General features: G+C 40.5%; 23 protein-coding genes. 6 read left to right on the top strand and 17 right to left on the bottom strand.

Annotation, left to right across the window (positions count from 1 at the left end; genetic code table 11):
- The first annotated feature begins 10 nt into the window (after window positions 1-10).
- The gene (locus EHQ62_RS08665; protein ID WP_244241707.1) at window positions 11-1,231 is read left to right on the top strand and encodes a multiheme c-type cytochrome; all 1,221 of its coding nucleotides are present in this window, start codon (window positions 11-13) and stop codon (window positions 1,229-1,231) included.
- Here EHQ62_RS08665 and EHQ62_RS08670 read toward each other — a convergent pair.
- The 11 genes from EHQ62_RS08670 to EHQ62_RS08720 all read right to left on the bottom strand — a co-directional run bounded on the left by EHQ62_RS08670 (window position 1,191) and on the right by EHQ62_RS08720 (window position 13,169).
- Window positions 1,191-2,363 carry a trans-sulfuration enzyme family protein gene (locus EHQ62_RS08670; protein WP_135641929.1) on the bottom strand — a complete coding sequence of 391 codons (1,173 nt, stop codon included), beginning with the start codon at window positions 2,361-2,363 and terminating at the stop codon, window positions 1,191-1,193. The genes EHQ62_RS08665 and EHQ62_RS08670 overlap by 41 nt on opposite strands.
- Before the next feature lie 96 nt (window positions 2,364-2,459).
- Complete coding sequence (locus tag EHQ62_RS08675) at window positions 2,460-3,131, bottom strand: ABC transporter ATP-binding protein (protein WP_135641931.1); 672 nt, start codon at window positions 3,129-3,131, stop codon at window positions 2,460-2,462.
- Complete coding sequence (locus EHQ62_RS08680; protein WP_135641933.1) at window positions 3,128-4,381, bottom strand: ABC transporter permease; 1,254 nt, start codon at window positions 4,379-4,381, stop codon at window positions 3,128-3,130. The genes EHQ62_RS08675 and EHQ62_RS08680 overlap by 4 nt, the downstream gene beginning before the upstream one ends.
- Window positions 4,382-5,152 carry an efflux RND transporter periplasmic adaptor subunit gene (locus tag EHQ62_RS08685; RefSeq protein WP_135641935.1) on the bottom strand — a complete coding sequence of 257 codons (771 nt, stop codon included), beginning with the start codon at window positions 5,150-5,152 and terminating at the stop codon, window positions 4,382-4,384. It abuts the gene before it with no gap.
- A 53-nt stretch (window positions 5,153-5,205) separates the two neighbouring features.
- On the bottom strand, window positions 5,206-6,495 hold the full coding sequence (gene mtaB, locus EHQ62_RS08690) for a tRNA (N(6)-L-threonylcarbamoyladenosine(37)-C(2))-methylthiotransferase MtaB (RefSeq protein ID WP_135641937.1): 1,290 nt from the start codon (window positions 6,493-6,495) through the stop codon (window positions 5,206-5,208).
- Window positions 6,492-7,271 carry a tetratricopeptide repeat protein gene (locus EHQ62_RS08695; protein ID WP_135641939.1) on the bottom strand — a complete coding sequence of 260 codons (780 nt, stop codon included), beginning with the start codon at window positions 7,269-7,271 and terminating at the stop codon, window positions 6,492-6,494. Before EHQ62_RS08695 ends, mtaB begins: the two co-directional genes overlap by 4 nt.
- Window positions 7,268-7,702: a hypothetical protein gene (locus EHQ62_RS08700; protein WP_135641941.1), complete on the bottom strand. Its 435-nt coding sequence runs from the start codon at window positions 7,700-7,702 to the stop codon at window positions 7,268-7,270. Before EHQ62_RS08700 ends, EHQ62_RS08695 begins: the two co-directional genes overlap by 4 nt.
- 25 nt (window positions 7,703-7,727) lie before the next feature.
- Window positions 7,728-10,280: an ATP-dependent Clp protease ATP-binding subunit gene (locus EHQ62_RS08705; protein ID WP_135641943.1), complete on the bottom strand. Its 2,553-nt coding sequence runs from the start codon at window positions 10,278-10,280 to the stop codon at window positions 7,728-7,730.
- Window positions 10,281-10,340: 60 nt separating this feature from the next.
- Window positions 10,341-11,129 (bottom strand): ATP--guanido phosphotransferase, encoded by a 789-nt coding sequence (locus EHQ62_RS08710; protein WP_135641945.1) that lies wholly within the window; start codon window positions 11,127-11,129, stop codon window positions 10,341-10,343.
- Window positions 11,126-11,824 carry an ABC transporter ATP-binding protein gene (locus EHQ62_RS08715; protein ID WP_135641947.1) on the bottom strand — a complete coding sequence of 233 codons (699 nt, stop codon included), beginning with the start codon at window positions 11,822-11,824 and terminating at the stop codon, window positions 11,126-11,128. The genes EHQ62_RS08710 and EHQ62_RS08715 overlap by 4 nt, the downstream gene beginning before the upstream one ends.
- On the bottom strand, window positions 11,817-13,169 hold the full coding sequence (locus tag EHQ62_RS08720) for an ABC transporter permease (protein WP_208720652.1): 1,353 nt from the start codon (window positions 13,167-13,169) through the stop codon (window positions 11,817-11,819). Before EHQ62_RS08720 ends, EHQ62_RS08715 begins: the two co-directional genes overlap by 8 nt.
- 60 nt (window positions 13,170-13,229) lie before the next feature.
- Between EHQ62_RS08720 and EHQ62_RS08725 the strand changes: the two genes are divergently transcribed.
- Together EHQ62_RS08725 and EHQ62_RS08730 are read left to right on the top strand one after the other, a co-directional pair.
- Complete coding sequence (locus tag EHQ62_RS08725) at window positions 13,230-14,216, top strand: hypothetical protein (protein WP_135641949.1); 987 nt, start codon at window positions 13,230-13,232, stop codon at window positions 14,214-14,216.
- Window positions 14,217-14,221: 5 nt separating this feature from the next.
- Window positions 14,222-15,241 (top strand): LIC_10230 family protein, encoded by a 1,020-nt coding sequence (locus tag EHQ62_RS08730; protein WP_135641951.1) that lies wholly within the window; start codon window positions 14,222-14,224, stop codon window positions 15,239-15,241.
- Between the two features lie 76 nt (window positions 15,242-15,317).
- On the opposite strand, the gene EHQ62_RS08735 is transcribed toward EHQ62_RS08730, so the two are convergent.
- From EHQ62_RS08735 to acpP, 6 genes are read right to left on the bottom strand one after another with little or no spacing between them, the layout of a single operon-like run.
- A complete protein-coding gene (locus EHQ62_RS08735) occupies window positions 15,318-16,058 on the bottom strand; it encodes a toxin-antitoxin system YwqK family antitoxin (protein WP_135641953.1) in 741 nt (246 codons plus the stop codon).
- Window positions 16,033-16,929 (bottom strand): mechanosensitive ion channel family protein, encoded by an 897-nt coding sequence (locus tag EHQ62_RS08740; protein ID WP_135641955.1) that lies wholly within the window; start codon window positions 16,927-16,929, stop codon window positions 16,033-16,035. The genes EHQ62_RS08735 and EHQ62_RS08740 overlap by 26 nt, the downstream gene beginning before the upstream one ends.
- Window positions 16,922-18,022 carry a 3-dehydroquinate synthase gene (aroB, locus tag EHQ62_RS08745; RefSeq protein WP_135641957.1) on the bottom strand — a complete coding sequence of 367 codons (1,101 nt, stop codon included), beginning with the start codon at window positions 18,020-18,022 and terminating at the stop codon, window positions 16,922-16,924. Before aroB ends, EHQ62_RS08740 begins: the two co-directional genes overlap by 8 nt.
- The gene (locus EHQ62_RS08750) at window positions 18,019-18,483 is read right to left on the bottom strand and encodes an NUDIX domain-containing protein (RefSeq protein WP_135641959.1); all 465 of its coding nucleotides are present in this window, start codon (window positions 18,481-18,483) and stop codon (window positions 18,019-18,021) included. The genes aroB and EHQ62_RS08750 overlap by 4 nt, the downstream gene beginning before the upstream one ends.
- On the bottom strand, window positions 18,480-19,208 hold the full coding sequence (rnc, locus tag EHQ62_RS08755; protein ID WP_135641961.1) for a ribonuclease III: 729 nt from the start codon (window positions 19,206-19,208) through the stop codon (window positions 18,480-18,482). The genes EHQ62_RS08750 and rnc overlap by 4 nt, the downstream gene beginning before the upstream one ends.
- A gap of 53 nt (window positions 19,209-19,261) precedes the next feature.
- Window positions 19,262-19,495: an acyl carrier protein gene (gene acpP / locus EHQ62_RS08760; RefSeq protein ID WP_002974954.1), complete on the bottom strand. Its 234-nt coding sequence runs from the start codon at window positions 19,493-19,495 to the stop codon at window positions 19,262-19,264.
- 376 nt (window positions 19,496-19,871) lie between these two features.
- On the opposite strand from acpP, the gene EHQ62_RS08765 reads away from it, so the two are divergent.
- The 3 genes from EHQ62_RS08765 to EHQ62_RS08775 all read left to right on the top strand — a co-directional run bounded on the left by EHQ62_RS08765 (window position 19,872) and on the right by EHQ62_RS08775 (window position 24,597).
- A complete protein-coding gene (locus EHQ62_RS08765) occupies window positions 19,872-21,458 on the top strand; it encodes a sulfurtransferase (RefSeq protein WP_135641963.1) in 1,587 nt (528 codons plus the stop codon).
- 108 nt (window positions 21,459-21,566) lie between these two features.
- Window positions 21,567-23,474 (top strand): DUF1538 domain-containing protein, encoded by a 1,908-nt coding sequence (locus EHQ62_RS08770; RefSeq protein WP_135641965.1) that lies wholly within the window; start codon window positions 21,567-21,569, stop codon window positions 23,472-23,474.
- Between the two features lie 4 nt (window positions 23,475-23,478).
- Complete coding sequence (locus EHQ62_RS08775; RefSeq protein WP_135641967.1) at window positions 23,479-24,597, top strand: hypothetical protein; 1,119 nt, start codon at window positions 23,479-23,481, stop codon at window positions 24,595-24,597.
- Window positions 24,598-24,644 lie beyond the last annotated feature (47 nt).

Here is a 24,644-nt window from a genome sequence, read left to right on the forward strand (position 1 = left end):
TTTGTATGAAATGAGATCTCAAATTTTACAGCTAACAATCTGGATGAGTATTGGACTATCCATTGTTAGTTGTAAAAAAGATTCTTTTTTATCAGAACATTGGAATCACCCTCTTTCCACCCAAAGGAATCCGGAAGTCCAACTCACTCAGATTGAGTCCAATTTGGATCCTAAACAATGTGCCAATTGCCATGAAAACCAATTCAAAGCATGGCAATCGAGTTTCCATGCGAAGTCAATTGGGAATGGAATTTTATGGCAAAAGGAAATCCTTTCCTTTGAGGAATGGAACCGATGTTTGCACTGCCATTCCCCTCTTCCGGAAACAAAGGCGGAAATTTCCGAAACGTTTCAAACACATGAAATTTTAGACTCAAAACGTAAACACTTCCCAAGTGGAATTTCAAATCCTTCCATCCAATGTGCAAGTTGTCATATTCGAAATCAAATTTGGTATGGCCCACCATCACGGAATCTAACTGCAAATCAGTTGACAACCCTCCAGGCAAATTTACCACATAACGGATTTAAGGTGCAAGAGGAGTTTGAATCCTCCGCATTTTGTCAATCTTGTCACGAAAGCCCAGAATCTGGGCAAAAACTAAATGGCAAACACCTGATGGAAGTTTATCAAGAATGGGAAAATACCTCGTTTGCCAAAAAAGGAATCCAATGCCAAAATTGCCATATGCCAAACAGGGATCATACTTGGAAAGGCATCCATGATCCCGATTTTGTTCGTGCTGGGTTACAACCTTCATGGAGTTTGACGAGAACAGCGAATGGTGAAATCCAAATCGATGCGAAACTTAAGTCAATTGGAATTGGACATAAATTCCCTACCTATCTTATCCCAAAAGTTTACTTAAGATTTTTTGGTAAAAACCAATTTGGAAATCGGAAATTGATTGAGGAATCCATTTTGGGAAGGCTTGTGAACACTAACCTAACGGAAGAATACTATGATACACGGATTACACCAGGGAATTCACACAATGTATCATTTCGTTTCACACTGGATGAAAAAGCAATCAAAACCTTAGACTGGGAGATTGAAGTGGATCCTGACGAACATTATATCCGAAGTTTTGAAGAAAGCCTTCGTGAGAAAGGGAACCTGCTTTCAGCCGAAACCAAAAAGCAGTTACAACTTTCCCTATCTGAAAAAAAAGATAGCCGTTACGTATTGTTTACTTTGAGTTTGCCAGTGCCTGTTTCACTTCCGAAATGATGTCGTCAATATGCTCCAATCCAACAGAAATCCGAATGAGACCTGGCAAAATTCCAACAGCCAAACGTTCCTGTTCTGTGAGTTTGGAATGAGTGGTGGTAGTTGGATGAGTGACCGTTGTCCTCGTATCCCCCAAATTCGCAGTCAATGAGAACCATTTCAGAGCATCTAAAAATTTCTTTGCTCGCTCCACTCCACCCTTGATCACAAACGAAACAATCCCACCACCAGATCGCATTTGTTTTTTTGCAATCGCATAACCGGGATCATTTGGTAGAAATGGATACCGAACAAACTCGACATCGTTTGATTCCTGCAAAAAGGTTGCTAACTTCATCGCATTCTCAGCATGACGGTCCATACGAACTGCCAAAGTTTCTAAACTTTTGGATATGATCCAAGCATTCATAGGAGAAAGCGATGGGCCAGTATTCCTTGCCATATACCGAATGGGTTGGATGTATTCTTTTTTTCCTAAAATCACACCTGCAATGACTCTCCCTTGGCCATCTAGGTATTTGGTTGCGGAGTGGATTACAATGTCTGCACCAAAATCTGCAGGACGTTGGATGTACGGAGAACAAAAACAATTATCCACAATGAGGATCGCTTTCTTTTTTTTACACAAAGCAGATACCCATTCCAGATCTACGATATCAAGACCTGGGTTCGATGGAGTTTCGATATAAACGATTTTTGTATTTTCTTTGATCGCTGTTTCCCAATCCTGTGGTTTATCAATGTCCACATAAGTTGTGGTCACACCAAACCGTGGTAAGATGTTTGCAAAAATTTGATGGGTGGATCCAAAGATAGCTCTTGCGGATACAATATGATCTCCAGATTTCACAAGCCCAAAGATCGAAGTGAATACGGCAGACATTCCGGAGGCAGTTGCGATCCCATCTTCCGTATTTTCTAGTGCACATAATTTTTCGATAAGCTCAGTCGTATTGGGATTAGAAAAACGAGTGTATTGGTTCCCCGTAACCTCTTCTGCAAAGAGTGCCCTTGCATGTTCCGCATCATCAAAAACAAAACTAGAAGTTAAAAATAAGGGGGTGGAGTGTTCCTTTTCCCCTGTACGTTTGGTTTGGATGCGGATGGCTTCGGTTTCAAAATGTTCAAACATGTCTCTTACCAAATTTGGTGAGGAGCATACGAATTCATCATTTTTTTTGGAATATATCTGCTATAGAATCGGATTTAGGCTACTATAGCAGATTTTTTATGAAATTTCAGCAATTTTTCCATCGACCATATGGATCCTTTGCCTGGCAGTTGCCGCATAATCAGGGTCATGCGTTACAAAAAGAATTGTAGTGCCATCATCCGAATTGATCTTCTTAAAGATCTCCATCACCTTATCACCGTTAACCGAATCTAAGTTTCCGGTAGGTTCATCGGCAAACAAAAACTTTGGTTTTTGGACAAGGGCACGAGCAATGGCAACCCTTTGCCCTTCCCCACCAGACATTTGGTTTGGAAACTTGTCCTTGCAATGGGAAACAGAAAAACTTTCCATCAGGTGTAATGCATACTCTTCGACTTGTTTATGGTGCCCCGTTTTTCGAGCAGGCATCGTGATATTTTCTAATCCCGTTAACTCCGGTAATAAATAATGGAATTGGAAAACAAATCCAATCGATTGGTTTCGTAAGGCATGGAGTTCTTTACTATCCATTTGTTGTAAAGATTTCCCACTGAGTTTCACGTCACCACTGGTTGGGAAATCAAGTCCACTCACAATGTACAAAAGTGTCGATTTTCCAGAACCTGACTTTCCAGTGAGTGCCACAAAGTCTCCTTCTTTGATGGCAAGAGAAACATCTTGTAACACAACTTGGGCTGGTTCCCCAAAGGATTTACAAATTTTTTCGGCTACAATCCCTAAGCTCATGTGGCACCTCGGATGATGTCAACCGGTGAAAGCCTGCTTGCCATACGAGCTGGGATATAACTAGCAATGGAGGCACTGAGGACTGCTATGGTGAAACCTTTTACATAAATCATCACATCCCAGGAAATCATCATTGTTTTCATGAGTGCCTTTGAATTTTGTTTTGGGTCACCAATCGGAATTCCATCAATGTAGTAACAACCAATGATACCAACAAAGATTCCAATGATGGCACCAAGAGTCCCTAAAAACAAACCTTGGAAGATAAACAATTGGATCGTATCCTTCTCATCAAATCCAATCGAACGAAGGATCGCAACTTCCTTTTTTTTCTGGTTCACTACCATATTGAGTATATTATAAATTCCGAATGCAACTACAAGTATGATGGTAAAGGTGGTGGAATTTCGAACGATGTCTTGTGTTCGAAAAACTTGTAAAATGCTTGCATTCACTTCATCCCAACTTTCCACTTTATCCTTGCTAAAGTACCGCCAGTCTTCTGCAATTTCCTTTGCCATACGAATGTCTTTAATTTTGACGATGATTTGCGAAATCTCGCCACTGGACTTGGTGATACTTTGTACTGATGATACTGAGGAGTAAACTGTCACTTCGTCCACTAATCGATTTCCTGTACTCAAAATCCCAACAATTTTGATGGGGATGAGGTCAGTCCCTGGGATATAAACAAAGATTGTGTCATCAACTTTTGCTCCCAATTTGTTGAGAACCCCTTCACCGGCAATGGCAAGGGAAGTCCCACGCGAAAGATCTGACAATTTCCCTTCTACAATGTAATCACTTAAATTGGTCACTTTTGGTTGGATATTTGGATCCACACCTACAAATCTTGCAGGAGCAGTTGCTTTTCCATTCACAAAGATCACTTCTTTTGAGAGTTGTGGGGCAAAAGACACGACCCGGTGGTCATTTGATAATTTGTCCATCCATCCAAGAACGTTAGTTAAGCGAGAGTTATCGGTTCTACCAGAAGGTGGCGAAACCCAACGCACTTCTTTCCCTTGGAAAAACACATCATCAAATGTACGTTCGGTGATAAGTTCATCCTTAGGAGATATTTTGATTTGGCCATCTGAATTTACCAATTGGTCTGTAATCACCGCCTGGAAACCAAGCATAATCCCTGAAAAAACAATGTACCCCGCTGTCCCAAGGATAATCCCAATCAGAGTTAGCAGTGATTGTTGTGGTCTAGAAAAAATTTGGCGTATGGCAAGGAATAACATCTAATGTTTTACGAGAACCTCATCACCTTCGAGTAAATCACCTTGTATGAGTTCACCAAACTCTGAATTGATGGCACCAATTCGGATTTCAATTTTTTCTCGTTTCCCACTGCGATAACGTGTGACCTTCCCTCTTTCTACTGCAACCAGTGGGACAAGGATTACATTATCCTTGGAAGAAACTTCGATGGCGACGTCGGTTGTCATATCAGGTAAAATCCCTTGAGGCAATTCATTAGGCGAGATTCGGACCAAAAATTGTCCATTCGATGGATAAATTCGTTCCACCTCTCCTTTGTAAATATTACCTCGAATGGATTCAAAACTGAGTTGGGCATGTTGTCCTGGTTTTACACGTAAGGCTGATTCTTGGTCGAGGGATACTGATACATACACTTCTTTTAGATTTTGGATTTCGAGTACGGGTAACCCAGGCATTGCTGTTTCATTTTTTGCGATACTCAATTTGGTAATGGTGCCAGTGATAGGAGAACGAAAGGTAATTCCTGAATCATTCACAAGGAGAGGTTCTCCTTTTTTTACGGACTGTCCTTCTTCAACAAAGATATCACGGACTGAGGCAGCAATTCCAAATTTTAATACGAAACTATCAATCGGTTTTACTGTACCCAAAGCATACACTGCCTCCACAAGGGATCCTTTCTTTACGGTAAGCCGATCGGATTTCGAACCACGAAATAAAAACACGAAAATTAAAATTAGAATGATTACAATCGATGCGATTGAACCGTAGATTTTTTTACGACTCATGATGACCTTATCATAAAAGTTTCGTTGTATTTGGATATACTTTTTCGAAAGGATTATCTAGCAAAGGTGAAGAGAAATTCACCTTCTTTGTCTTTGGCGGGGAAATATTCTTCACACCTAACATCGACAAACTGACCATTTTGTAAGGTATCAATTGGAAACGATTGCGGAAGTTGTCCTTTTAAATAATTATCAGTCACAAGCCTTCCATCATTCTCCAAAATCGCCTCAAAGGTTTTCCCGATTGCCGTTTTTGCATAGGTTTGGTGTAATGTGGAACTCAGTGCCATAAGATCCAAAACTCGGCGTTTTTTTTCATCTCCTGGGATAGGATCTCCCAAACTTTCAGCAGTGGTTCCTTTTCTCACAGAATATGGAAAAACATGTAATTTTGCAAAACCAAGCTCAACTAGCAATTGTTTTGTTTCCTGAAACTCAACTTCAGATTCAGAAGGGAATCCCACGATCACGTCTGTTCCCAAAAACAAATTGGGAAGTTTTGACTTGGCAAGTTCGATCCGAGTGCGAAACGCATCAGGGTGGTAGGTTCGTCTCATTTCTTTTAAGATTTTTCGACTTCCACTTTGGATTGGAACATGTAAAAATTTACAAAACCTGGGGTGTGACATGAGATCGAGTAATCCGGATCCCACATCTGGAGGTTCAATGGAAGACAAACGAATGCGAGAGTATTCTAAAATTTTTAATATGTCTTCCAATAAATTTAAAAAACCCTTTTCTCCATTTTCTAAACGATACCAACCTAAATTAACACCAGTTAACTGGATTTCACCAACACCATTGTCTTGTAAGTATTTGACTTGGTCTAAAATGTCCCCGTAGTTGCGACTCACTCCGAGTCCCCTTGCCGCTGGGATTTTACAATAAGAACATTTTCTGTTGCAACCATCTTGGATTTTTAAGTAAGCACGAGTGTGCCCCTCTGGCAGAACATCCGAGTAGGAAAATCGATCTAAATTTTGAGTTTGTGAATAGGATTTACCTTCCCAGTCCGCTAAGATTTGGTAAGGCAAAGAACTTTTTTCGGTATTCCCAAACACTCCATAGACACCTGGGATATTTTGTAATACTTCTTTATCAGTCTCCGCATAACAACCAGTCACAAATACTTTTGCTCCAGGGTTTGACCTAATGGCATTACGGATGATGTTTCGGTTTTTAACATCGGCTTTGTTTGTTACAGTACATGTATTGACGACGATATACTGTGCATTTTCATCTGCCTGGGCAAGTGTGAAACCCTTATCTTTGAGTACAGAGTACATTCCATCTGTCTCAAAAAAATTCAAACGACAACCGAGTGTATGAAACTTGATTTTCACAGGGCTGTGAGTGCCAAAATCCTTTTTGAATTTTCTTTGATGGTATTACTTTCTCCATTTAAGGATGAAGCCTTTTCAATACAGGTTTTTGCTTCCTCCAAATAGGGATTTGCAAGATTCTTTTTTCCCAATTTTTTATTTACTCGATAAAGCGATTCTTGGACAAGAGCTAGGTTATTCCAAATTTCACTGGAGTTCTGGTTGATGCTAGATGCCCAACGTAAACTCATATCGGCCTTGTCGTAGTTTTTTAATTGGTAATAAATTTTACCTTCTAACTCAAGCATACGGGCATCACTTGGGCTTCCTGCTTTTGCCTTTTCAATTTGGGAGAGGGCCGTTTTAGAAGCTCCTTTTTCAGAGAGGGCTAACGCGTAAAAATATCGTATCTCTGGATTTTGTGGATACATTGGAATGGCTTTTTCCGCAAGTTCAATCGCAGGTTTCCATTTTTTATGGCGAGTTAAAATCGCAAGGCTACCTTGTAAGAGGTCTTCATCATCGGGTTTTCGTTTTCTTGCTTCCAACATGTTTTTGTAGGCATTGTCAAAATCGTTTAACTTATCGTAGTTGAAAGCAAGTAAGGCATAAAATTCGTAGGATGATTTCCCATCTACGAGCAGGCTCTTCACAAGTTCGATTGATTTTGCATAATTTTTTGTTTTGTATTCATCAACTGCCTGGAAGTAGGCAGAACCAACCTGTTCCTTATCTTGAGCGTAAACTGAGGATACGAGAAGGCAAATAACAGCCATGATGTGAAGTAAATGTTTCATAATAGATCCGAGGGAACCGTAATGGAGTTCAAATTGACCGTATCAATCCTAGAATGGTAAGGTTCAATAGGGTCCAGGTATAGGAAAACGCTTCCCCCTTTGGAAAGCAAGTAATGTTCGATATGTTCTTCGGTAATGATTTCCATATCCCCCACATAGAGGATTGGATTTTCACCGGGCCCCAAGTGCAGGTGGAAATCTTCTGTGGGCAAAAAATCGGATAAACTGAGATACCCAGACCCAAAATACAAACCAGATTGGAAATAGTATTTATAATGAACTTTGACTTCAGGTAGGATTAAATTGGGTCGGATGTAACCGAGTTCAATTCGTTCGATGGTTCCAACCGTGCGAATTTTCCGCAGTTGGAACCAAATTTTACGAATGAAAAAGTAGGAAAATAGGAAGACGAGGGGAATGAGAATTGCCATTTCCTTTCGCCTTCCCCATCACTCTCTAAACGAGAGCTAAGTCTTTTTCCTCTGTGTTTGGCGAAGAACCATCATCTTTTTTTGGAACTTCTTTGTAGTCAGACCAAGGGGTTTCGGAATACACAAGTTTTCCTTCCGCCAAATCTACTAAAATTTTAGTAGGGTTGTCATATACCCCTTTCAGCGACTGCACTGCCATATAATCTTCCAATTCTCTTTGGAACACTCGTCTGAGTGGACGCGCTCCATAGTTTTGGTCGTATCCAATGGTTGCAAAATGTTCCTTGGCACCCAAAGTGAGCTCTACGAGAACTTTTTTCTCCGTCAAACGTTTGTTAAAATCCTTTAACATGATATCCACAATGCTAACGATTTCTTCTTTTTTAAGAGGAGCAAAATAAACGACTTCATCCACACGGTTTAAAAACTCAGGGTTAAAATGTTTTTTAAGTTGTTCTCTCGCTTGTTCCGCTTTGTAGGACTCTCTTTCTTCCGCAAAATCTTCAAATCCCAATCTTCCACCTTTGGAAATTTCTTTGGCGGCAATGTTTGAGGTCATGATGATAATGGTGTCTCGGAAATTTACTTTACGACCTTTTGTATCTGTTAAATTCCCTTCTTCCATAATCTGGAGCAGGATATTAAACAAATCATGGTGCGCTTTTTCAATTTCATCCAAAAGTACCAAACTATATGGTTTCCTTCTTACAAATTCTGTAAGTTGGCCACCATCATCATAGCCAACATAACCAGGAGGTGCTCCGATCAGTCTGGAAACTGCATGTGGTTCCATGTATTCCGACATATCGATGCGAAGCATATTGTCTTCTGAACCAAACAGCTGTTCAGCGAGAGCTTTTGCAAGCTCTGTTTTCCCTACACCGGTTGGCCCAAGGAAGATAAACGATCCTGTTGGGCGTTTCTCACTTTTTAGACCAGTTCGGGAACGTCTCACCGCACGGGCCACTTTTTCAATGGCCTCGGTTTGACCCACGATACGAGCCTTGATGTCTTCTTCCAAATTGAGAAGTTTTGTGTTTTCGGATTGTTCCATTTTTTTCAATGGAATTCCAGTCCATAAACTCACAACAGAGAGTATGTCTTCTTCTTCAATCGAAACGGCATACCCTTCCATACGTTCTTGCCATTGTTTGGTTTTTTCTTCCAATTCACCTTTCTTACGATTCACTTCATCGCGAACGGCTGCCGCTTTTTCGTATTCTTGGCTACGTACCAAATCTTCTTTTTTGACTGAAAGAGCTTTGATCTCTTCTTCAATCTCTTTGATTTCATTGGGTCTTTGGCAATTGGCAAGGCGTGCTTTTGCCCCAGCTTCATCGATGATATCAATCGCTTTGTCTGGTAAAAACCTGTCGTTGATGTAACGGTGTGATAACTTCACAGCTTGTTCGATGGCCTTTTCCGAATAACGCACCTTATGGTGTGCTTCGTATGCTTTTTTCAAACCATCCAAAATGAGAACCGCATCGCCAACCGATGGTTCAAGAACCTTCACCATTTGGAACCTACGTTCTAGTGCAGAATCTTTTTCGATGTATTTACGATACTCGTTATTCGTTGTCGCACCAATACATTGTAATTCCCCACGTGCCAGTGCAGGTTTTAAAATGTTAGCGGCATCCACTGCCCCTTCCGCAGCGCCAGCTCCAATCAGTGTGTGCAACTCATCGATAAAGATGATGATGTTTTGGGAAGTGACGATTTCTTTCATGATTTTTTTCAATCGTTCTTCAAACTCACCACGGTATTTGGTACCTGCGATCAGGCTTGCCAAATCAAGAGATAACACTCGTTTGTCGAAAAGTAGATCTGGTACTAATTTTTCAACCACTGCTTGCGCAAGGCCTTCCACAATCGCTGTTTTTCCCACACCCGATTCTCCGACAAGGACTGGGTTGTTTTTCGTTTTACGGGATAAAATTTGGATCACACGTTCGATTTCTTTCGAACGCCCAATGACTGGGTCCAATTTTTTTTCGCGTGCAAGTTGAGTCAGGTCACGTGCAAATTCATCCAGGATCGGAGTTTTACTTTTTTCCTGTCTCGGTGTTGCCGTTTGTGTTTGGCTTTGCCCTGTGGACTGTGTACCAGTTGTCCCACCGCCGACTGCACCCGAAGGAGGTGCACCGAGAAGGCGTAAAATTTCCGATTTGATCACATTGTAGTTCACGCTAAAGGAAGATAATGACCCACCAGCGATATTATTATTATCACGAAGTAATGCGAGTAAGATGTGTTCCGTTCCCACATAGTTATGTTTGAGGCGTTTTGCCTCTTCTTTGGAAACTTCGATCATTTTTTGGTACTTGTCTTGCCCTTGGCTGACATCGAGTAACAAAGCCCCCGAACCCTCTCGGGTACGTTTCTCTACTTCCTTTCGGAGTTCGTTTAAATTGATGTTTAGATTCGTGAGAATCTTAATCGCGACAGAGTCCTCCTCCCGGAGAAGCCCAAGTAGAATGTGTTCAGGACCGATAAAATCGGAACCTAAACGTTTAGCCTCATCTTGGGCGATTTCGTTGATGACTCTTTTTGCTCTTTTGGTGAATTCCAACATGCCGCACCCTGCCTTTAGTAATTAGACGAACGTCCTTGTTCCCATCTTGACCGTACTGGGTCAAAGGGAGCCTCGTAAACCAAGAATTTTGTAAAACTGACGTTTTTGGACCGCGTATGCGTTCTTCCACGAGATTTTTACGACAAGCCCTCGGAACTTTCCCAGGGACTCTCTTCTATGATCGGTGGATGGAGCAATTTCTATACCAAATTCAGAAAGTTTCTCAAAAAGGGAAAAGAAGCGTGGATCGACACCAGCTTCGATGCCGAGGAGGAGGGAATCCCTCCTGCCCATTCCTAAATTGGTTGGACAAGAGGCGATGTAACCCATGCCTTTTGCAAACGCCCAAAATTGTTTTTGGTACAGGAACCGAAGTAAGGATCTAAACTTTTTTCTTTTTGCATTTTCCTGGCTTAGGTCCGTTTCCCTCTCAATTCCTTCCTGTCTCCTGCCGCTTCGCAAAACCTCAAAACGCAAATGGTCCTCTCCACCCAAATACAACCGGAACAAAGCATCATCCCCCATCAAAAACGAATTCTCATTTTCTACCAAGAGGTCTAAAAAACCATTCTCGGCTAACAGACGTTTTACTCCATCTACCTTAGGATCGTAAAAAGGGAAAAGGTTCTGTTTTAGGTTACGAGTCAAACGTGTCCGAAATGATAGGATCCTGGTGTATGGCTCCGATTTCGTAAGGATGCCTTCGATCTCCTCGAGTAGGGATTTTGGAATGGAGGTAGTTTTCTTTTTTTTAGGAAAGGAAAACTGTGAGACACAATGTTCACAGCCAAACTTTCCTGAAATCCGAAACTGAGACTCTGTGGTCCCACAGAATCGGCAAAACATCACAGGCTTACGGGCGTTAACTTACCAGAGACGATCCGATTCCGTTTGTGTGCCATGGACGCAAGTTCCAAATCATGTGTCACAAGGATAAGGGAAAACTTAAATTCATTTTGGAGTTCTTTGATGAGATCCATAAGATGCCTTGAGTTGTCCCGGTCAAGGTTTCCCGTTGGTTCATCTGCGAGGATGAGTTGGCGCCTCCCCACAAGAGCACGTGCCACTCCCACTCGTGCACTTTCACCACCAGAGAGTTGGGACGGAAAACTTTCTGTACGTTCGCCAAGGCCTACTTTTTTTAGAATGTCGATTGCTTGTGCTTTTGCTTGGTTAGGATTCATCCTGGCAATGAGAAGGGGCATCATCACATTTTCCAAAGCTGTAAAATCAGGGAGTAATAAATGTTGTTGGAAGATAAAAGAAATTTTTTCGGCACGAAAACTTTCTCTTTGTTTTTCGTTTAGGTTTTTTAGTGACACACCACAAACTTCCACCTCACCATCGTCAAACGAGTCCATGGCGCCGAGGATATTGAGGAGTGTTGACTTCCCAACACCAGACGCTCCTTCTACTGATACGATTTCACCAGGTAACACTTCAAAGTCGAGGCCTGAGATGATATGGTACCGTTTGTCGACAACTTGGTAATGCTTTTCAAGTTTTCGTACGGAGACTGTTGGTTTGAGTTCAGAATTAGTCATTGCGAATCGTATCCACTGGGTTTAGATTGGCGGCCATGCGTGCAGGGAAGTACCCAGCAAGGCCAGAGAGAATGGTAGCAGCAGTCGTCACCATAAAAATAAAGGAAATATCAATATCAACTGGGATATGATCAAAGTAATAGATGTCTTTCGGAACAAGTTCCACTGGGTCCCAATCCCCAGGATTGAGAAGACTTCCCACACCATTGATGATTTCAGAAATGGCATTGATGATGACTTCCAATTTTGTGGCGATAAAAATCCCCGTCATCCCACCCACAAGAGAGGATAAAATACCAACGATCATTGCATTGAGTGTGAAGATGAGAAGGATATCATTGGAAGCAAGTCCAAGTGCTTTCAAAGTTCCAATGGACCTTCGTTTGGCACGAATGAGAGAGTGGACAGTGGCAACCATCCCAAGGGCGGCAAGCACGATGAACAAAAAGACAATGATGGAGATGATGGTTTTTTCCAAACGGAGTGCCGCAAGGAAGTTCTCTTGTTCTTCCGCAATCGTTCGAACAGACCAAGAAGTATCATCCTGGATCTTTTGGTTCCAGTTCTCTTCGTTTAACCTAGATAAGATTCTATGTTTGGTGAGTTTTAAATCATCCAGGGAACGAACCTTAATCGCTATTTGGTTGACCGCACCTTTCATCTTAAAAAATTCCTGGGCCTGCGGAAGGGATAAAAAAACAAATTTCGAATCGTAATTGTAATACCCTGTTTTGAAAAGTCCTACCAAACGAAAGGACTGTACGTTCACTTGGACCCCTCGTTCCACAGTGAACCTGCCTCCAGGGACTGCCATGGTGATCTCACGTCCAATTCCATACCCGTAAATGGCGCTCATTTCCTTTCCCACAACGACCATCTTTTTGGAATTGATTGAGGAAATTTCATCCCGGTTGTATTGCAAAATTCTTGGAAAATTGGGAAGGCCATTTTCGACTAATTTTTCAATCGAATCAATGGGCACGGCACGGATCATGATAGGATTGAAGTTATTATTGCTTTGGATGAGGCCGTGGCTTGTGATATTCCCTTCCACAGAAACAAAGGATTCAGCAAGTTTCGGGTCCGATTGTAAGTGTGCAATCACCGTTTCGTAATCATAAATGGCACCGGATCCATAGGAATTTTCAATGGTGATATGAGGGCCACCTTGCCAAAGGGATTCCTTCACTTGTTTTTGGAACCCATTGAAAATCGAAAGGACCACAACAAGAAGGCCTACTCCCACTGCCATCACGATGAACGAAAGCCTGGATTTGATGGAGAGGAAACCCAAAACGCGGGACCCTCGGATGTAACGGATTGTGATTAAAGAGACGATTCCCATGATGACCTAATCTTTTTGACAGCTTTCTTTGAAAGATGGATACTGTCAAAAAAGAACCTTATGCCTGAAACACCAAACTATTATTCTGTCAAAGTCAATCTACGAGACGAAGCCAATATGGTGTACACCATGGTTTCTGCCATCATTGACCCGGTTGAAATCAAATCGGTGAAATATGAGGGTGTTTCTTGTACAAGCCCCCTCGCCCTTTTGCCAGTTCGGTCCACATTCCAAGACTTTTACAACCGAATGCAACGTGTCATTTACAAAGGCGAACAACAAAAAAACATCACAAAGTCCCTCCAAGAACTCATCAAAACCAAATTTGGTTCGGAGAGTTTTTTAGAAGAGATCTTACATTATATGGACCACAATCTTACGGATCGTTTGGACTTTGTTTTCAGTGAAATTCACAAACGAACGGCCGGAAATTCTGAGCCCAAAGTGGAAATCCACTTCGAACTGATTGATCCAAATGAGATGACAAAAACGACTGTGGATGAAGAGGAAATTGCCAAAAAAGAAGCACCTCCTGTCACTCCTGTTCCGCAGGCCTCTGGGTTTCTCATCCCTGCTGACAAACAAATTGTGCAGTTTAAGTTCCAACTCTCTCCTGTCAATGGTGTGCCACTCGTAGAACTAAAGGCAGGTGATAATGTGTATGTTCGTTTGGTGCCAGGAGATGCAGTCACTGATTCCATCATCAATACCTTGGAACTCAAAGAAGAATCAGGTGCCATCAAACAAATCCCTGCCAAGATCGTGAACATTTCGAATAACAAAAATTTTTCGGAAGTCGTGATCAAAATCAACGAACAAATTTATGGAAAAATCATTGAAGAAGAAAATTCAGTGAAAATCAAAACAACCGATAGTAGCCAAGGTGCAGCGAACATCATGAACTCAGTTGCATCTCCAACAGCTAAAATTTCAAAATCCAAACAAAATCCGAATTTAGCGGCCGATGAAAGTTTCCATTTGATGCCTTATATCATTATGCTTGTGGTACTTGCCATTGGGATGATGACGATCTTTGTGATTCTCTAAACAAAATGACCAATTTCAAACAAAAATTACCAATCCTTTCTCCTCTCTTCATCGCACTTGTGATATTCCATTCCCTGTTTGTGGAATACACAGTTCAGTTTCCCGATTTCATCTCAACTGATTCACCAGAACAAAACGCCGAGATGATGAAACCAAAGGTCATCCAAGAATCTGGATTGATTGGCAAAATCGCATACCTTGAATCATTTTTACTAGAGTTAGAATCAAAGGAACTACCAATTGATACAGACTTAGAGGATACGAAAGATAGCGTAAAACGAGTGCTCATCGGACAAAAACTTTTTTTAGGATTAGTGTTGTTTTATCTTTTTCTTACCTTCTCTGCTGCAGTGACCTTCGCATTCCGCGCATGGTTTCATAAGTCCATTGCCCACGTTTTGTATCCTGTTTCCCTTGTGGTTCTGTTACCAAAACTTTTCATCCAACTCAATTTAATGGCCCAAAAGGATATTTTGTCCTACTTCCACTCAGCGTTTTTATTGTTTACTTATGTGATCACCATTTTGGCGTACAGAACCATTATCAAAGACAAAGAACTCTATGAAGGATTCCAAGCCTTACAATTTTCTTCGTCCTTAGAGGAAGAAGGTCGTTCTCCAAGTAATACCAAAACAGGTTCCTACTTTGCTCCAATTTTTCATGTGATTGTGATCATCTTTATTGGAATTCTCATTGGAAACTTAATTTACATCCCATTATTTTTACTGCAAAAACACTATGTAAGTGAATTTAGTTATTTTATCTTCTTTTTGATCGCATTATTGTCTGTTTTTTATATCTTCAATTACAACAAAGTGGGTGGGGAATCCAAAAACAAAAATTGGCAAAACTTGGCAGTGAGTTTTGCTTACCTGCAATATCGATTTTTACGAAATGGATTTTTATCAATTTTTAGTACAATCCTTATCATTCTATTTGTAACATTTTTATTCAGTTTGTTACTCTTCAACATTGATCTCATCCAAAACAACTTAGGTTTATTTGGAAAAGCATCAGAGTTTTAACTGGATTGATTCGTAAACAAAAGAGATAAAGATAAAGAGGGAGAATCTTCTCCCTTTGGATTTTAAAAGAAAAGTTTTATTGGCAGACTGGAGGTTGGTTCTTTTTTACACTACACCAAGTAGATCCATTCGGATAATACGTATTCCGCGATAGCAATTCACCCGATTCTGAATAAACTTCTGAAGCTTCCTTTACACCGTTAGGATAATAATAAAACCACTCACCAATTTTTTTGTCTTCCGCATAACTTCCTTTTTCTTCAACCTTTGTATCTGGATAATACCGTACCCAATCTCCTGTGCGAAGCCCTCCATCAAAAAAACCTTTTTCATTCAAACGCCCATTGCGAAAGTAACGCATATAAGCACCATTTTCATTTCCTAATTCTGCTGTGAGGATCCAAAGTTGTTTTTTTCGGTAACCAGCTTTGTAATTTTGTTCGATGTAAAGTTTGCCATCGGAGAAATAAAATTTCCATAACCCATCACGTTCTCCACCTACCAACTTACCTTCCATAATGGTAATTCCGTCTAGGTAATTTAATTTTTTACCAATGCCGTCTGGTTGGCCCATTTGGTTAACGGGATACAGGGTGACTAAGTTGCCATTTTCATACCACTCACGAAAAAAACCTTCACTCGTCATTTGGTAGTGGTTTGTTTTTTTATCATACTTGGCTTGTTTCGGAACTGATTCAGGTCTTTCTACAGATCCCTTACAAGGTCCAAAAATTATCCCTGATAATAAAACAAAGAGTAATAAACCGAATATAATCCAAATGGAATTGTCTTTAGTGGGTGTGGATGTAGATGTCATTTTCTTCTTTGAATTTTGTTAGAATTTCTTTTGAGATGAGGATACGGTTGAGGCGTTTGGACCGAATGGGTGTGAGGTAACGCAAACATAACAATATGGTTCCTTCAGGCTCTAAGGAAGTATAAACGATAGGTGTGGTTTTTCCAAGTCGGACAAGATAGTTTTTTGACATCTCTCGGATTTTTGATTCCACAAGTTCAGGCGCAAGTACCAATTCTTCATGTAATATTTGGGAACAAATTTTTTCTGCTTTTTCCCAGTTCGATTTGAGATCCAAAAAGATACGAAACTCATCCCAAACAAAATCCATGGTTTCAGATACGATGAAAAACCGATGTAATACGATATTATAATTTGGAAAATGGATTAACCTGTTTGTCGATTGTTCAAATCTTGGGTCTGGTGCAATTTCCAGTAATGTAAATTTAAAAAAACCAATATTGACAACATCACCTTTGATGTTATCAATTTCGATCCGGTCGCCTACTTTAAATCCGTTGGCACCCATAATCATAAACCAACCTACCATATTCAGCCAAACTTCTTTGAGTGAAATGACAATACCTGCACCCGCAAGACCAAGAACTGTTGGCAGTAATGATAAACTTGAAAAAATAACAGGGAGGTAGGCGATTCCAAAAACAAGTAAAAATCCCATCCTTGCCACTTTCCGACGATTGTATTCGTGGACTGGATCTGGTGCTGGTTTGATCCTTTCAACAAGCACCATTGTGATTTTGTAGCATACCACAGCAAAGATCACCATGTACGCAAAAAGGATAAGTGTCTCAGCAAACTCCCTGTTGGAACTTCGGAGGAGTGTTAACGGATTGAGATCAAGATAAAATTCTTTAATACTTCCACTACCCATTGAGTTTCATTCCTTTATGGAGTTTCAATGTTTCTAAAATCATTTTCCTATCTACCGGAACACCGAATTTCGGTTTTCCAAAATCTTCGAGCAAAACAAATTTTAAGGTATTTCCATCTTTCTTTTTATCATGTTCCATATGTTGCAAAACAAGTTCTGGTTTCTCTTCCAAAACCGTCGGCAACTCCAATTGGTTCATCAAAGATATTGCTTTTTGAAAATTTGATTCTGAAAAGCCTAAAATTGATTTTGATAATAACAATGCGGTGACGAGTCCCACTGACACTGCCTCTCCATGGGAATATTTTTTATAAGCAGTGAGGGACTCGATGGCATGGCCAGTTGTATGGCCTAAATTAAGAACAGCCCGGAGTCCCGATTCTCTTTCATCTTCCGCAACTATCCTTGCCTTCACCCGAACGGATTCTTCGATCGCATAACGCACAGTATCCGATTTTTCAAAAAAATCTGATCGTTTGCGTGTCGACAAAGTTTCTAAAAAGGCACCGCCATCTAAAAACGTATGTTTTACAACTTCAGCGATCCCACAACTCCATTCTTTTTTTGGTAAAGTAGATAAAGTAAAAAGGGGTGCAAATACAAACTCTGGTTGGTAAAACGCCCCAACCATATTTTTTCCTGAATCAACATTGACTGCCACCTTACCACCAACAGACGAATCAACCGAAGCAAGTAAAGTTGTTGGAACTTGAACAAAACGAATCCCGCGTTGGTATGTGGCCGCGATGAATCCTGCAAAATCTCCTACAACACCACCACCAAACGCAACAATAACGGCATTCCGATCTGCATCTTTTTCGATTAGTTGTTGGTAAACTTTTTTTACCCGATCAATGTGTTTATTTTTTTCACCTGCCTTTAGATAAATAAAACTAAAGGGAATGGATGTGTTTTTTAATTCTTTTGTGATGTATTTTTCGTAGATTCCAGCAATTTCTCGGTTGGTTAATACAAAGACATGGGATACTTTTTTGAGTGAACTAAGTTTTTCAGAAAGTCCCACAAAGTCTTCATGTAATTCGATGGGATAACGAAATCCCGATCCAACAATTTCCCTTTCTGATAACTTCATGGTTCATTCACCCATGGGCTGGAAATATATCGAGGTTTATTTGTACTTTTTGCGCGGAAGTAATGTTTTATATCAGGTCTTAAGTCCATACCTAAGATCTCTTTGGGAGTGAAATACCCAAATCCTGAAATTGCTTTTTCTTTGGCATTTAGAACCGGTAACAATTCTTTCACCTTGGTTAAAAAAACAATTTGGATGAGGTGTCTTTTTTTATTGGGATCAATGGATTCGTTGAGAAGTAAAAATTCAGTGTGGCTGACTTCAAGAGACAATTCTTCTTTTAATTCACGTTTGAGCGCCTCTTCTCCTGATTCTCCAAATTCAATCCCACCTCCTGGAAGTAACCAGTATCCTGATTGTTTTTTTTGTTGTTGGACAAGTAAAATTTTCCCTTTTGAGTCTTGGATGAGAGCCGCGACACGGACTCGCATGGATTTGGATTTTAACAAAAAATCGATCATAATAATTTTAAAATACGTAGGGCCGACTTTGCAGCCATTTGTTCAGCCCTGCGTTTATTTTTTCCATCACCACTAGTTTGGAAGTATTGTCCACACGACACAGAAACCAAAAATTCTTTGTCGTGGTCAGGGCCTTCTTCTTTCACGAGAACATACTCTGGTAATTTTTTCCATTTCTTTTGGCAAAATTCTTGTAAAATGGTTTTATAATCTTTTGTTTCTTCTGCATTTTCCACCACCTTCTCCATCTTCTGGAAATGAGGTGTTAAAAAGATCCGACAGCTATTTAAACCTTGGTCAAGATACAAGGCGCCAAGAAAGGCTTCAAAACAATCGGCCTGTAAATTGAGATTCACTTCTCCCTTTTCTTTTTCCCCTTTTCCCAGAAGTAAAAATTCAGGGAACCTGTAGAGACGCGAAAGTTTTGCAATGGCAGGCGCTGAGACCATTTTGCTCTTCAGTTTGGCTAATATCCCTTCCTTACCTTTAGGAAGTGATTTGTAAAGGTATTCGGCAGCTAGGATGCCAAGCACAGAATCGCCTAAAAATTCCAATCGTTCGTTATCAGAAAGGTAACGATCCGAATCTTCATTGGCAAAGGACCTATGAACAAAAGCTAGGTGGAGGAGGGAAACATCCTTAAAATTGGTATTGGTAATGGATTGTAGTTCTTTGAGGTTTGCGATTCTTTCGGGAGAAAGTTTGATGCGAATGGTGTTAGACAAGGGAAAAAGATCCGGGTTCCTCTATTCGGGGAACCCGGTTTTTGGATTGGGAATTACCCCTTAAGTTTATCGATGAATTTAATTACATCGCCTACGGTTTGGATTTTTTCTGCGTCTTCATCAGAAATTTCCACACCAAACTCTTCTTCAAGAGCCATCACGAGTTCAACTGTGTCAAGAGAGTCAGCACCAAGATCATTGATGAAGTGAGCTTCAGGTGTAACTTCTGATTCATCAACACCAAGTTGTTCTACGATGATTGACTTAATTTTTTCGAAATCTGCCATTTTATATCCTCCAGGCCACTGTGAACAGTGGGGCAAGTGTTAAATCGTTTTCCGCCAGGTATATATGTACGCCTAGCGTTTTTTTAAAATGAAATTGTCGGAATTTTTGGCAAGTCTAAATAGATTATTTTCCTCTTGAAACCTTTGACATCGTTCTAACATCACCTAACAAACATTACTATTTAGATAGACCAAAACCTAAGGGTAAAAAAGAACCAACCTGTTCTCCTTTTCAGCGAATGACAATATCTTACGCCGATTTCCAATCGATTGATCCATTTTAACAGATTTATATTCCGTTATAACGAATACACCTTCCCCTTTTTGCCTCAATCATCGATACCGTTCTTAAGAATTTCAATTTTAGGAGAATTCCATGATTCAGAAATGGTCAAAAACTCTTTCCACATTCCTCCTCGTTTCTTTTTTCGCATCTTGTGCTGATAAAAAAGAGGACAATAACGCATTACTTGCAGGGCTCCTTTTCCTTGCTGCCAACCAAATTAAGGTGAATACAGCAAGTGATTTGGTAAACGAATCCAATGATGATTACAACCAAAACAATTGGGGGCTCATCACAGCGTCTACTCTCAATCGTTTTGTTTCCGATTGGCAGGCAAACAAACCAAGCCATATCACAGGCAACCTGATCATCTTACAAACGGATGTGGCGAACCGAAGAACTGGTGATAGTCCGGGAAGAAAACCGTATGTGAAAGCAGATCCTGAAAAAGGTGTATATGTGTATTTATTGAATGATTATACTCCTTCAGGCTTACCTTCAGGGGGGTTTCGTTTTAACCAAACAAGAGATTCAGGTCTTTTCAAAAATTCTGTTCGATACCAAGCAAATGGAGAATTTGTAGATGATTGGTTGAATACATATGGCATTAATCCCACAAAAGATTTGATTGTTTTTGCAGCTGGAACAGGAAACGGAATCATTCCTGCTTCAGCAGTGACTAGTTCTAGTGCGGGTCTTGCTGGAGCAATCCAAGACATTACAAGAGGAGTTTACTGGTTACGCTATTGGGGCGTTGATATCAAACACTTAGCAATCCTAAATGGAAATTTAAGGAGCAATTTTGTTTTAACTTATCCGACTCAAACCAGTGATTCCAGAAGCACTCTTCCGGCAAAGGGTAACTTCTCAGTCAAAAGCATTCGTGTAGACAATACGATTATCACTTCTGGACTCGAAGACATTTATGAAATTGCAAAAAACAATTTAGAAGCGCAAATTCCAGGACTCACTACGAAACAGTTCTTAATTGATGCGAGACCAACAAGTCAGTTTGGTGCTGGGAGAAGCGCTGGGATTCCAGGCAATGGTAGCACTACTACATACATCACAACTAGTTGGGACTCACAAGGTGCCCCTGCAGCTTGGGGAGCTAGTGGTGATTTAAACATTGCAGAAACTGCAGGAAAAACGTACGTGCCTTTTGAAGGCAATATCAAAGGTGCTGTTTCATTTCCTTGGCTTGCTCTCTTCGAAGGATTCACTGATGCAGGTGGAGTTGCAGATGATGCGGCAGCAGAAGCAGCATTCAATATTGGTTACAGGTATAAATCAAAATCTGCATTAAAAACAATTTTCGCAAATAAAGGTTATACTTCCGGTGCCACAGTTGTTAGCCAATGCAGGACCAATTTTGAAGCCCAAGTCAATGGTTTTGCAGCATTGAATATCTTGGGATATCCATCCACCTATTATGATGGATCGTTAGTAGAATGGACTTCCTTAGTTGCAAGCCACCCTTCCTCAGCTTTAAATAAGGTTCCGACTGACTTCAAATGGAGAACCGATTTGGCTTCGGTTAGTGTATTTGATTATAATCCACAGGATCCTAAACCTGCTGGTGCGGCCGGTGGTGTAATTGATAGAGTGAAATCTGCGGAGGTTAATCTCACGGCAACGACAACAAAAAAATTCATCCAAGAAGACAAAGCTTACAAATAGTTCTGAATCTTTTCCCAGTTTACCCACACTCGTCTCCTGGTGAACGCCAGGGGACATCCTTTTCGAATTTCCCTTTTCAATTTTAGTTTTCCAACTTATTTTGTCTCTATGGCAAGGAATGAAAAAGAAGAGTCCATTCAGATTGGATTCCGTGAGGCATTGGCATTAATTTTACCTTACTTTCGAAAGAAAATTTGGATCCAGTTTCGTTCTGTGATTTGGATTGTCCTTTACCTCACTCTCTTCCAACTCCTTGTGTTACGTGTGCCAATCAAAGAGGCAGGCCTTATCACTTTAGGAATTGTTTCCGTGATCATTGGACTTAGTTTTTTTTTGGAAGGTTTATTCCTCGGTCTTATGCCACTTGGGGAAGCGTTAGGACTTAGACTTCCACAAAAATTAGGCATCGTAAGCATCATGGCATTTTCCATCTTACTGGGAATGGGGGCAACATTAGCAGAACCTGCGATTGCCATCTTAAAAGCTTGTGGTAGTAAAGTCACACCGTGGGAAGCACCCTTACTCTATTATCTATTAAACGAAGGTTCGGATACCCTTTATCTCTCCATCGCAACAGGCGTTGGGATTTCAGTGCTTTTAGGGATGTTACGTTTTTTGTATGGATTTTCTTTGTCCAAAGTTTTAATCCCATCCATATTTTTATTGTTAGGTGTAAGTCTGTATGCCTATTTCGATGAAAACCTTAAATACATATCTGGACTTGCTTGGGATTCAGGTGCAGTGACAACGGGACCTGTGACCGTCCCACTCGTTGTAGCATTAGGAATTGGAATTTCTAAAGTATCAGAAAAAAATGAACAAAGTAGTGCCTATGGGGTGGTAACCCTTGCCTCATTATTCCCCATCCTATCAGTTTTTTTGGTAGGGATTTACTTTTCAATGCAGGTTCCCAAGCCAATGTTAGAAGGAGAATTTTTCCAAAAAGAAATCCATTCAACAAAAGGTAAATTTTTGTTAGGTGGAAAAACCAAAGAATTCGAAACGAATCAAAAAACAAGTTCCACCACTCCAAATTCCCTCAAAAAGATTCCAAAAGGGATAGGCAATCATATCTTCGATGCATTTATGATTGCCCTTCGCGCCATTTTACCTCTGTCCATTTTTTTGATCGTTGTATTGTATTTGGTATTAAAAGAAAAGATACCTTACCCTGAAGAGGTAAGGCTAGGCATTTTATTTTCGGTGATTGGACTCACCATCTTCAATTTTGGAATCATGTTTGGACTGAACCAATTAGGAGACCAAGTAGGATGGAAACTCCCTTCCACGTTTCGTTCCATCGAACTCACTGACTCTACGAAGTACATTCAAAACTTTAATCCCAAAGCAGTATTTACTGCCCTTAACGAAGATGGAAAGGAAGAGAAGTTCTTTTACCTAAAGGAACGAAAATCCTACACAGAGATTCCCTACAGAGAAGAAAATTGGGACCAATCCAAAAAAATTTATGAATTCACTCCCATCCATGGACCAATCTTTGGGAAAGAAGACAACTTACTTGGTTACGGTATTGTATTGATTTTTGCTTTTGTTTTAGGGTACACTGCCACTTTAGCCGAACCAGCGTTATCTGCTCTTGGCAATGCTGTGGAGGAAACCACTGTTGGAACCTTTCGAAAATCACTTCTCATCCAATCCGTTGCCATTGGAGTTGGGTTTGGGACTTTGATGGGAATTTTAAAAATCATTTTGGAGATACCAATTGTTTGGATTTTAATCCCGGTATATTTATTTTTATTACTATTAAATCGATTGAGTAAACCCGAGTTCATCGAAATTGCGTGGGATAGTGCGGGAGTGACCACGGGCCCCATCACCGTCCCCCTTGTGATTGCCATGGGACTTGGGATCGGAAGCCAAATGGGAACCATTGATGGATTTGGAATTTTGGCTTGTGCTTCGGCGTTTCCTATCCTCACGGTTTTAGTCATGGGGATCCTTGTCGAAAATTCTCGTAAACTTTCGTTAAACGATTCGGTACAAAAACAAAAGTAACCTTATGAAACAGAAAATGTCTAGGATCACTGCCATTGTCCACCGAGACCTAACGGAATCAGTGATATCCACTTTCAAAGAAAACGGAATTCTGTATTACCATTTAGAACAAGGAAGGTATCCAGTTCTTGCCAAAAGAGGAATATGGTTTTTGGACTTTTATCATAACCAATCCATCATTGATACTCCAGTTTCCATTTTTGAAATCCTATGTGATGAGAAGTCAGAATATTTTTTACTCGCACTCATCCGCGATGCAGCAGAACTCAATGTCCCAGGGCATGGAAGTGTCTATTCGGAATCCATTGATTTCATTGGAGAAACACCGATTGGCTACACATGTACATCCAAAGAGAAAAGAAAACCAATTGGATTTACGGGTCTTACTGGAATTTTTTGTGTGTTACCGAGAGGTTCCGCAGAACCAATCGCCCGTTTGCTCTTACAAAATGGAATTGCTGTTCCTACCATTAGCTTTGGAACAGGGACTGGCCTTCGAGACCGGTTGGGACTTTTAAGGATTACGATCCCCAAAGAAAAAGAAATCCTTAAACTTGTGGTCCATTCCTCAGACAGTGAACATGTACTCGATTTTATGATTGAAGTGGGTCGATTGGATTTACCCGGTAGAGGTTTTATTTTTGAATTCCCCGTTGGAAAAGGCCTCCTTAATACCAAAGTGAGTTTGGAAGGTCCCAAACAAGCTGCCAGTATGGACCAAATCATTTCCGCCTTAGATCAGTTATATGGGAATATGGATTGGAGGAAAAAATCAAACCAATTTAGAATATCCACAAGGCAAAGGAATTATTTTGAAGGTGTGAATTTAATCCTTAACTGCAAAGAAGAGATGATGGAATTTGTAACAAGTGCCTTACGTAAAGTAGGTGTGACAAGTTCCACCATTTCACTCAACCGACTTTTCCATACAGGAAATACAGATAGTGTTTTCACGCCTGCAAGAGAAGTGGCAACAGTCCTCATCCCAAAAAAAAATCTCACAGAAGTGATCGAAGTTTTAAACGAGATCCAATATTTTTCATCAAGTTTTGAAGGCATTGCCTATACAATGGAGATTCCCAGAGCATTCTCTTACCAATCGAAAAAATCGAAATCCAAGTGAATCGGAAATCTAGGATTATAAAAATTAGACCAAATGGATTCAATTTC

It is taken from the genome of Leptospira jelokensis (genome assembly GCF_004769635.1).
Lineage (GTDB): Bacteria > Spirochaetota > Leptospiria > Leptospirales > Leptospiraceae > Leptospira_A > Leptospira_A jelokensis.

Bases quoted from the DNA above. Each gene is read 5' to 3' on its own strand.
- EHQ62_RS08695 (WP_135641939.1), bottom strand. From the start codon at position 7,271: ATGAAACATTTACTTCACATCATGGCTGTTATTTGCCTTCTCGTATCC.
- EHQ62_RS08770 (WP_135641965.1), top strand. From the start codon at position 21,567: ATGGCAAGGAATGAAAAAGAAGAGTCCATTCAGATTGGATTCCGTGAG.
- EHQ62_RS08700 (WP_135641941.1), bottom strand. From the start codon at position 7,702: ATGGCAATTCTCATTCCCCTCGTCTTCCTATTTTCCTACTTTTTCATT.
- EHQ62_RS08750 (WP_135641959.1), bottom strand. From the start codon at position 18,483: ATGATCGATTTTTTGTTAAAATCCAAATCCATGCGAGTCCGTGTCGCG.
- EHQ62_RS08680 (WP_135641933.1), bottom strand. From the start codon at position 4,381: ATGTTATTCCTTGCCATACGCCAAATTTTTTCTAGACCACAACAATCA.
- EHQ62_RS08735 (WP_135641953.1), bottom strand. From the start codon at position 16,058: ATGACATCTACATCCACACCCACTAAAGACAATTCCATTTGGATTATA.
- acpP (WP_002974954.1), bottom strand. From the start codon at position 19,495: ATGGCAGATTTCGAAAAAATTAAGTCAATCATCGTAGAACAACTTGGT.
- aroB (WP_135641957.1), bottom strand. From the start codon at position 18,022: ATGAAGTTATCAGAAAGGGAAATTGTTGGATCGGGATTTCGTTATCCC.
- EHQ62_RS08775 (WP_135641967.1), top strand. From the start codon at position 23,479: ATGAAACAGAAAATGTCTAGGATCACTGCCATTGTCCACCGAGACCTA.
- EHQ62_RS08725 (WP_135641949.1), top strand. From the start codon at position 13,230: ATGCCTGAAACACCAAACTATTATTCTGTCAAAGTCAATCTACGAGAC.
- EHQ62_RS08665 (WP_244241707.1), top strand. From the start codon at position 11: ATGAGATCTCAAATTTTACAGCTAACAATCTGGATGAGTATTGGACTA.
- EHQ62_RS08705 (WP_135641943.1), bottom strand. From the start codon at position 10,280: ATGTTGGAATTCACCAAAAGAGCAAAAAGAGTCATCAACGAAATCGCC.
- EHQ62_RS08720 (WP_208720652.1), bottom strand. From the start codon at position 13,169: ATGGGAATCGTCTCTTTAATCACAATCCGTTACATCCGAGGGTCCCGC.
- EHQ62_RS08740 (WP_135641955.1), bottom strand. From the start codon at position 16,929: ATGGGTAGTGGAAGTATTAAAGAATTTTATCTTGATCTCAATCCGTTA.
- EHQ62_RS08715 (WP_135641947.1), bottom strand. From the start codon at position 11,824: ATGACTAATTCTGAACTCAAACCAACAGTCTCCGTACGAAAACTTGAA.
- EHQ62_RS08765 (WP_135641963.1), top strand. From the start codon at position 19,872: ATGATTCAGAAATGGTCAAAAACTCTTTCCACATTCCTCCTCGTTTCT.
- EHQ62_RS08675 (WP_135641931.1), bottom strand. From the start codon at position 3,131: ATGAGCTTAGGGATTGTAGCCGAAAAAATTTGTAAATCCTTTGGGGAA.
- EHQ62_RS08670 (WP_135641929.1), bottom strand. From the start codon at position 2,363: ATGTTTGAACATTTTGAAACCGAAGCCATCCGCATCCAAACCAAACGT.
- EHQ62_RS08730 (WP_135641951.1), top strand. From the start codon at position 14,222: ATGACCAATTTCAAACAAAAATTACCAATCCTTTCTCCTCTCTTCATC.
- EHQ62_RS08685 (WP_135641935.1), bottom strand. From the start codon at position 5,152: ATGAGTCGTAAAAAAATCTACGGTTCAATCGCATCGATTGTAATCATT.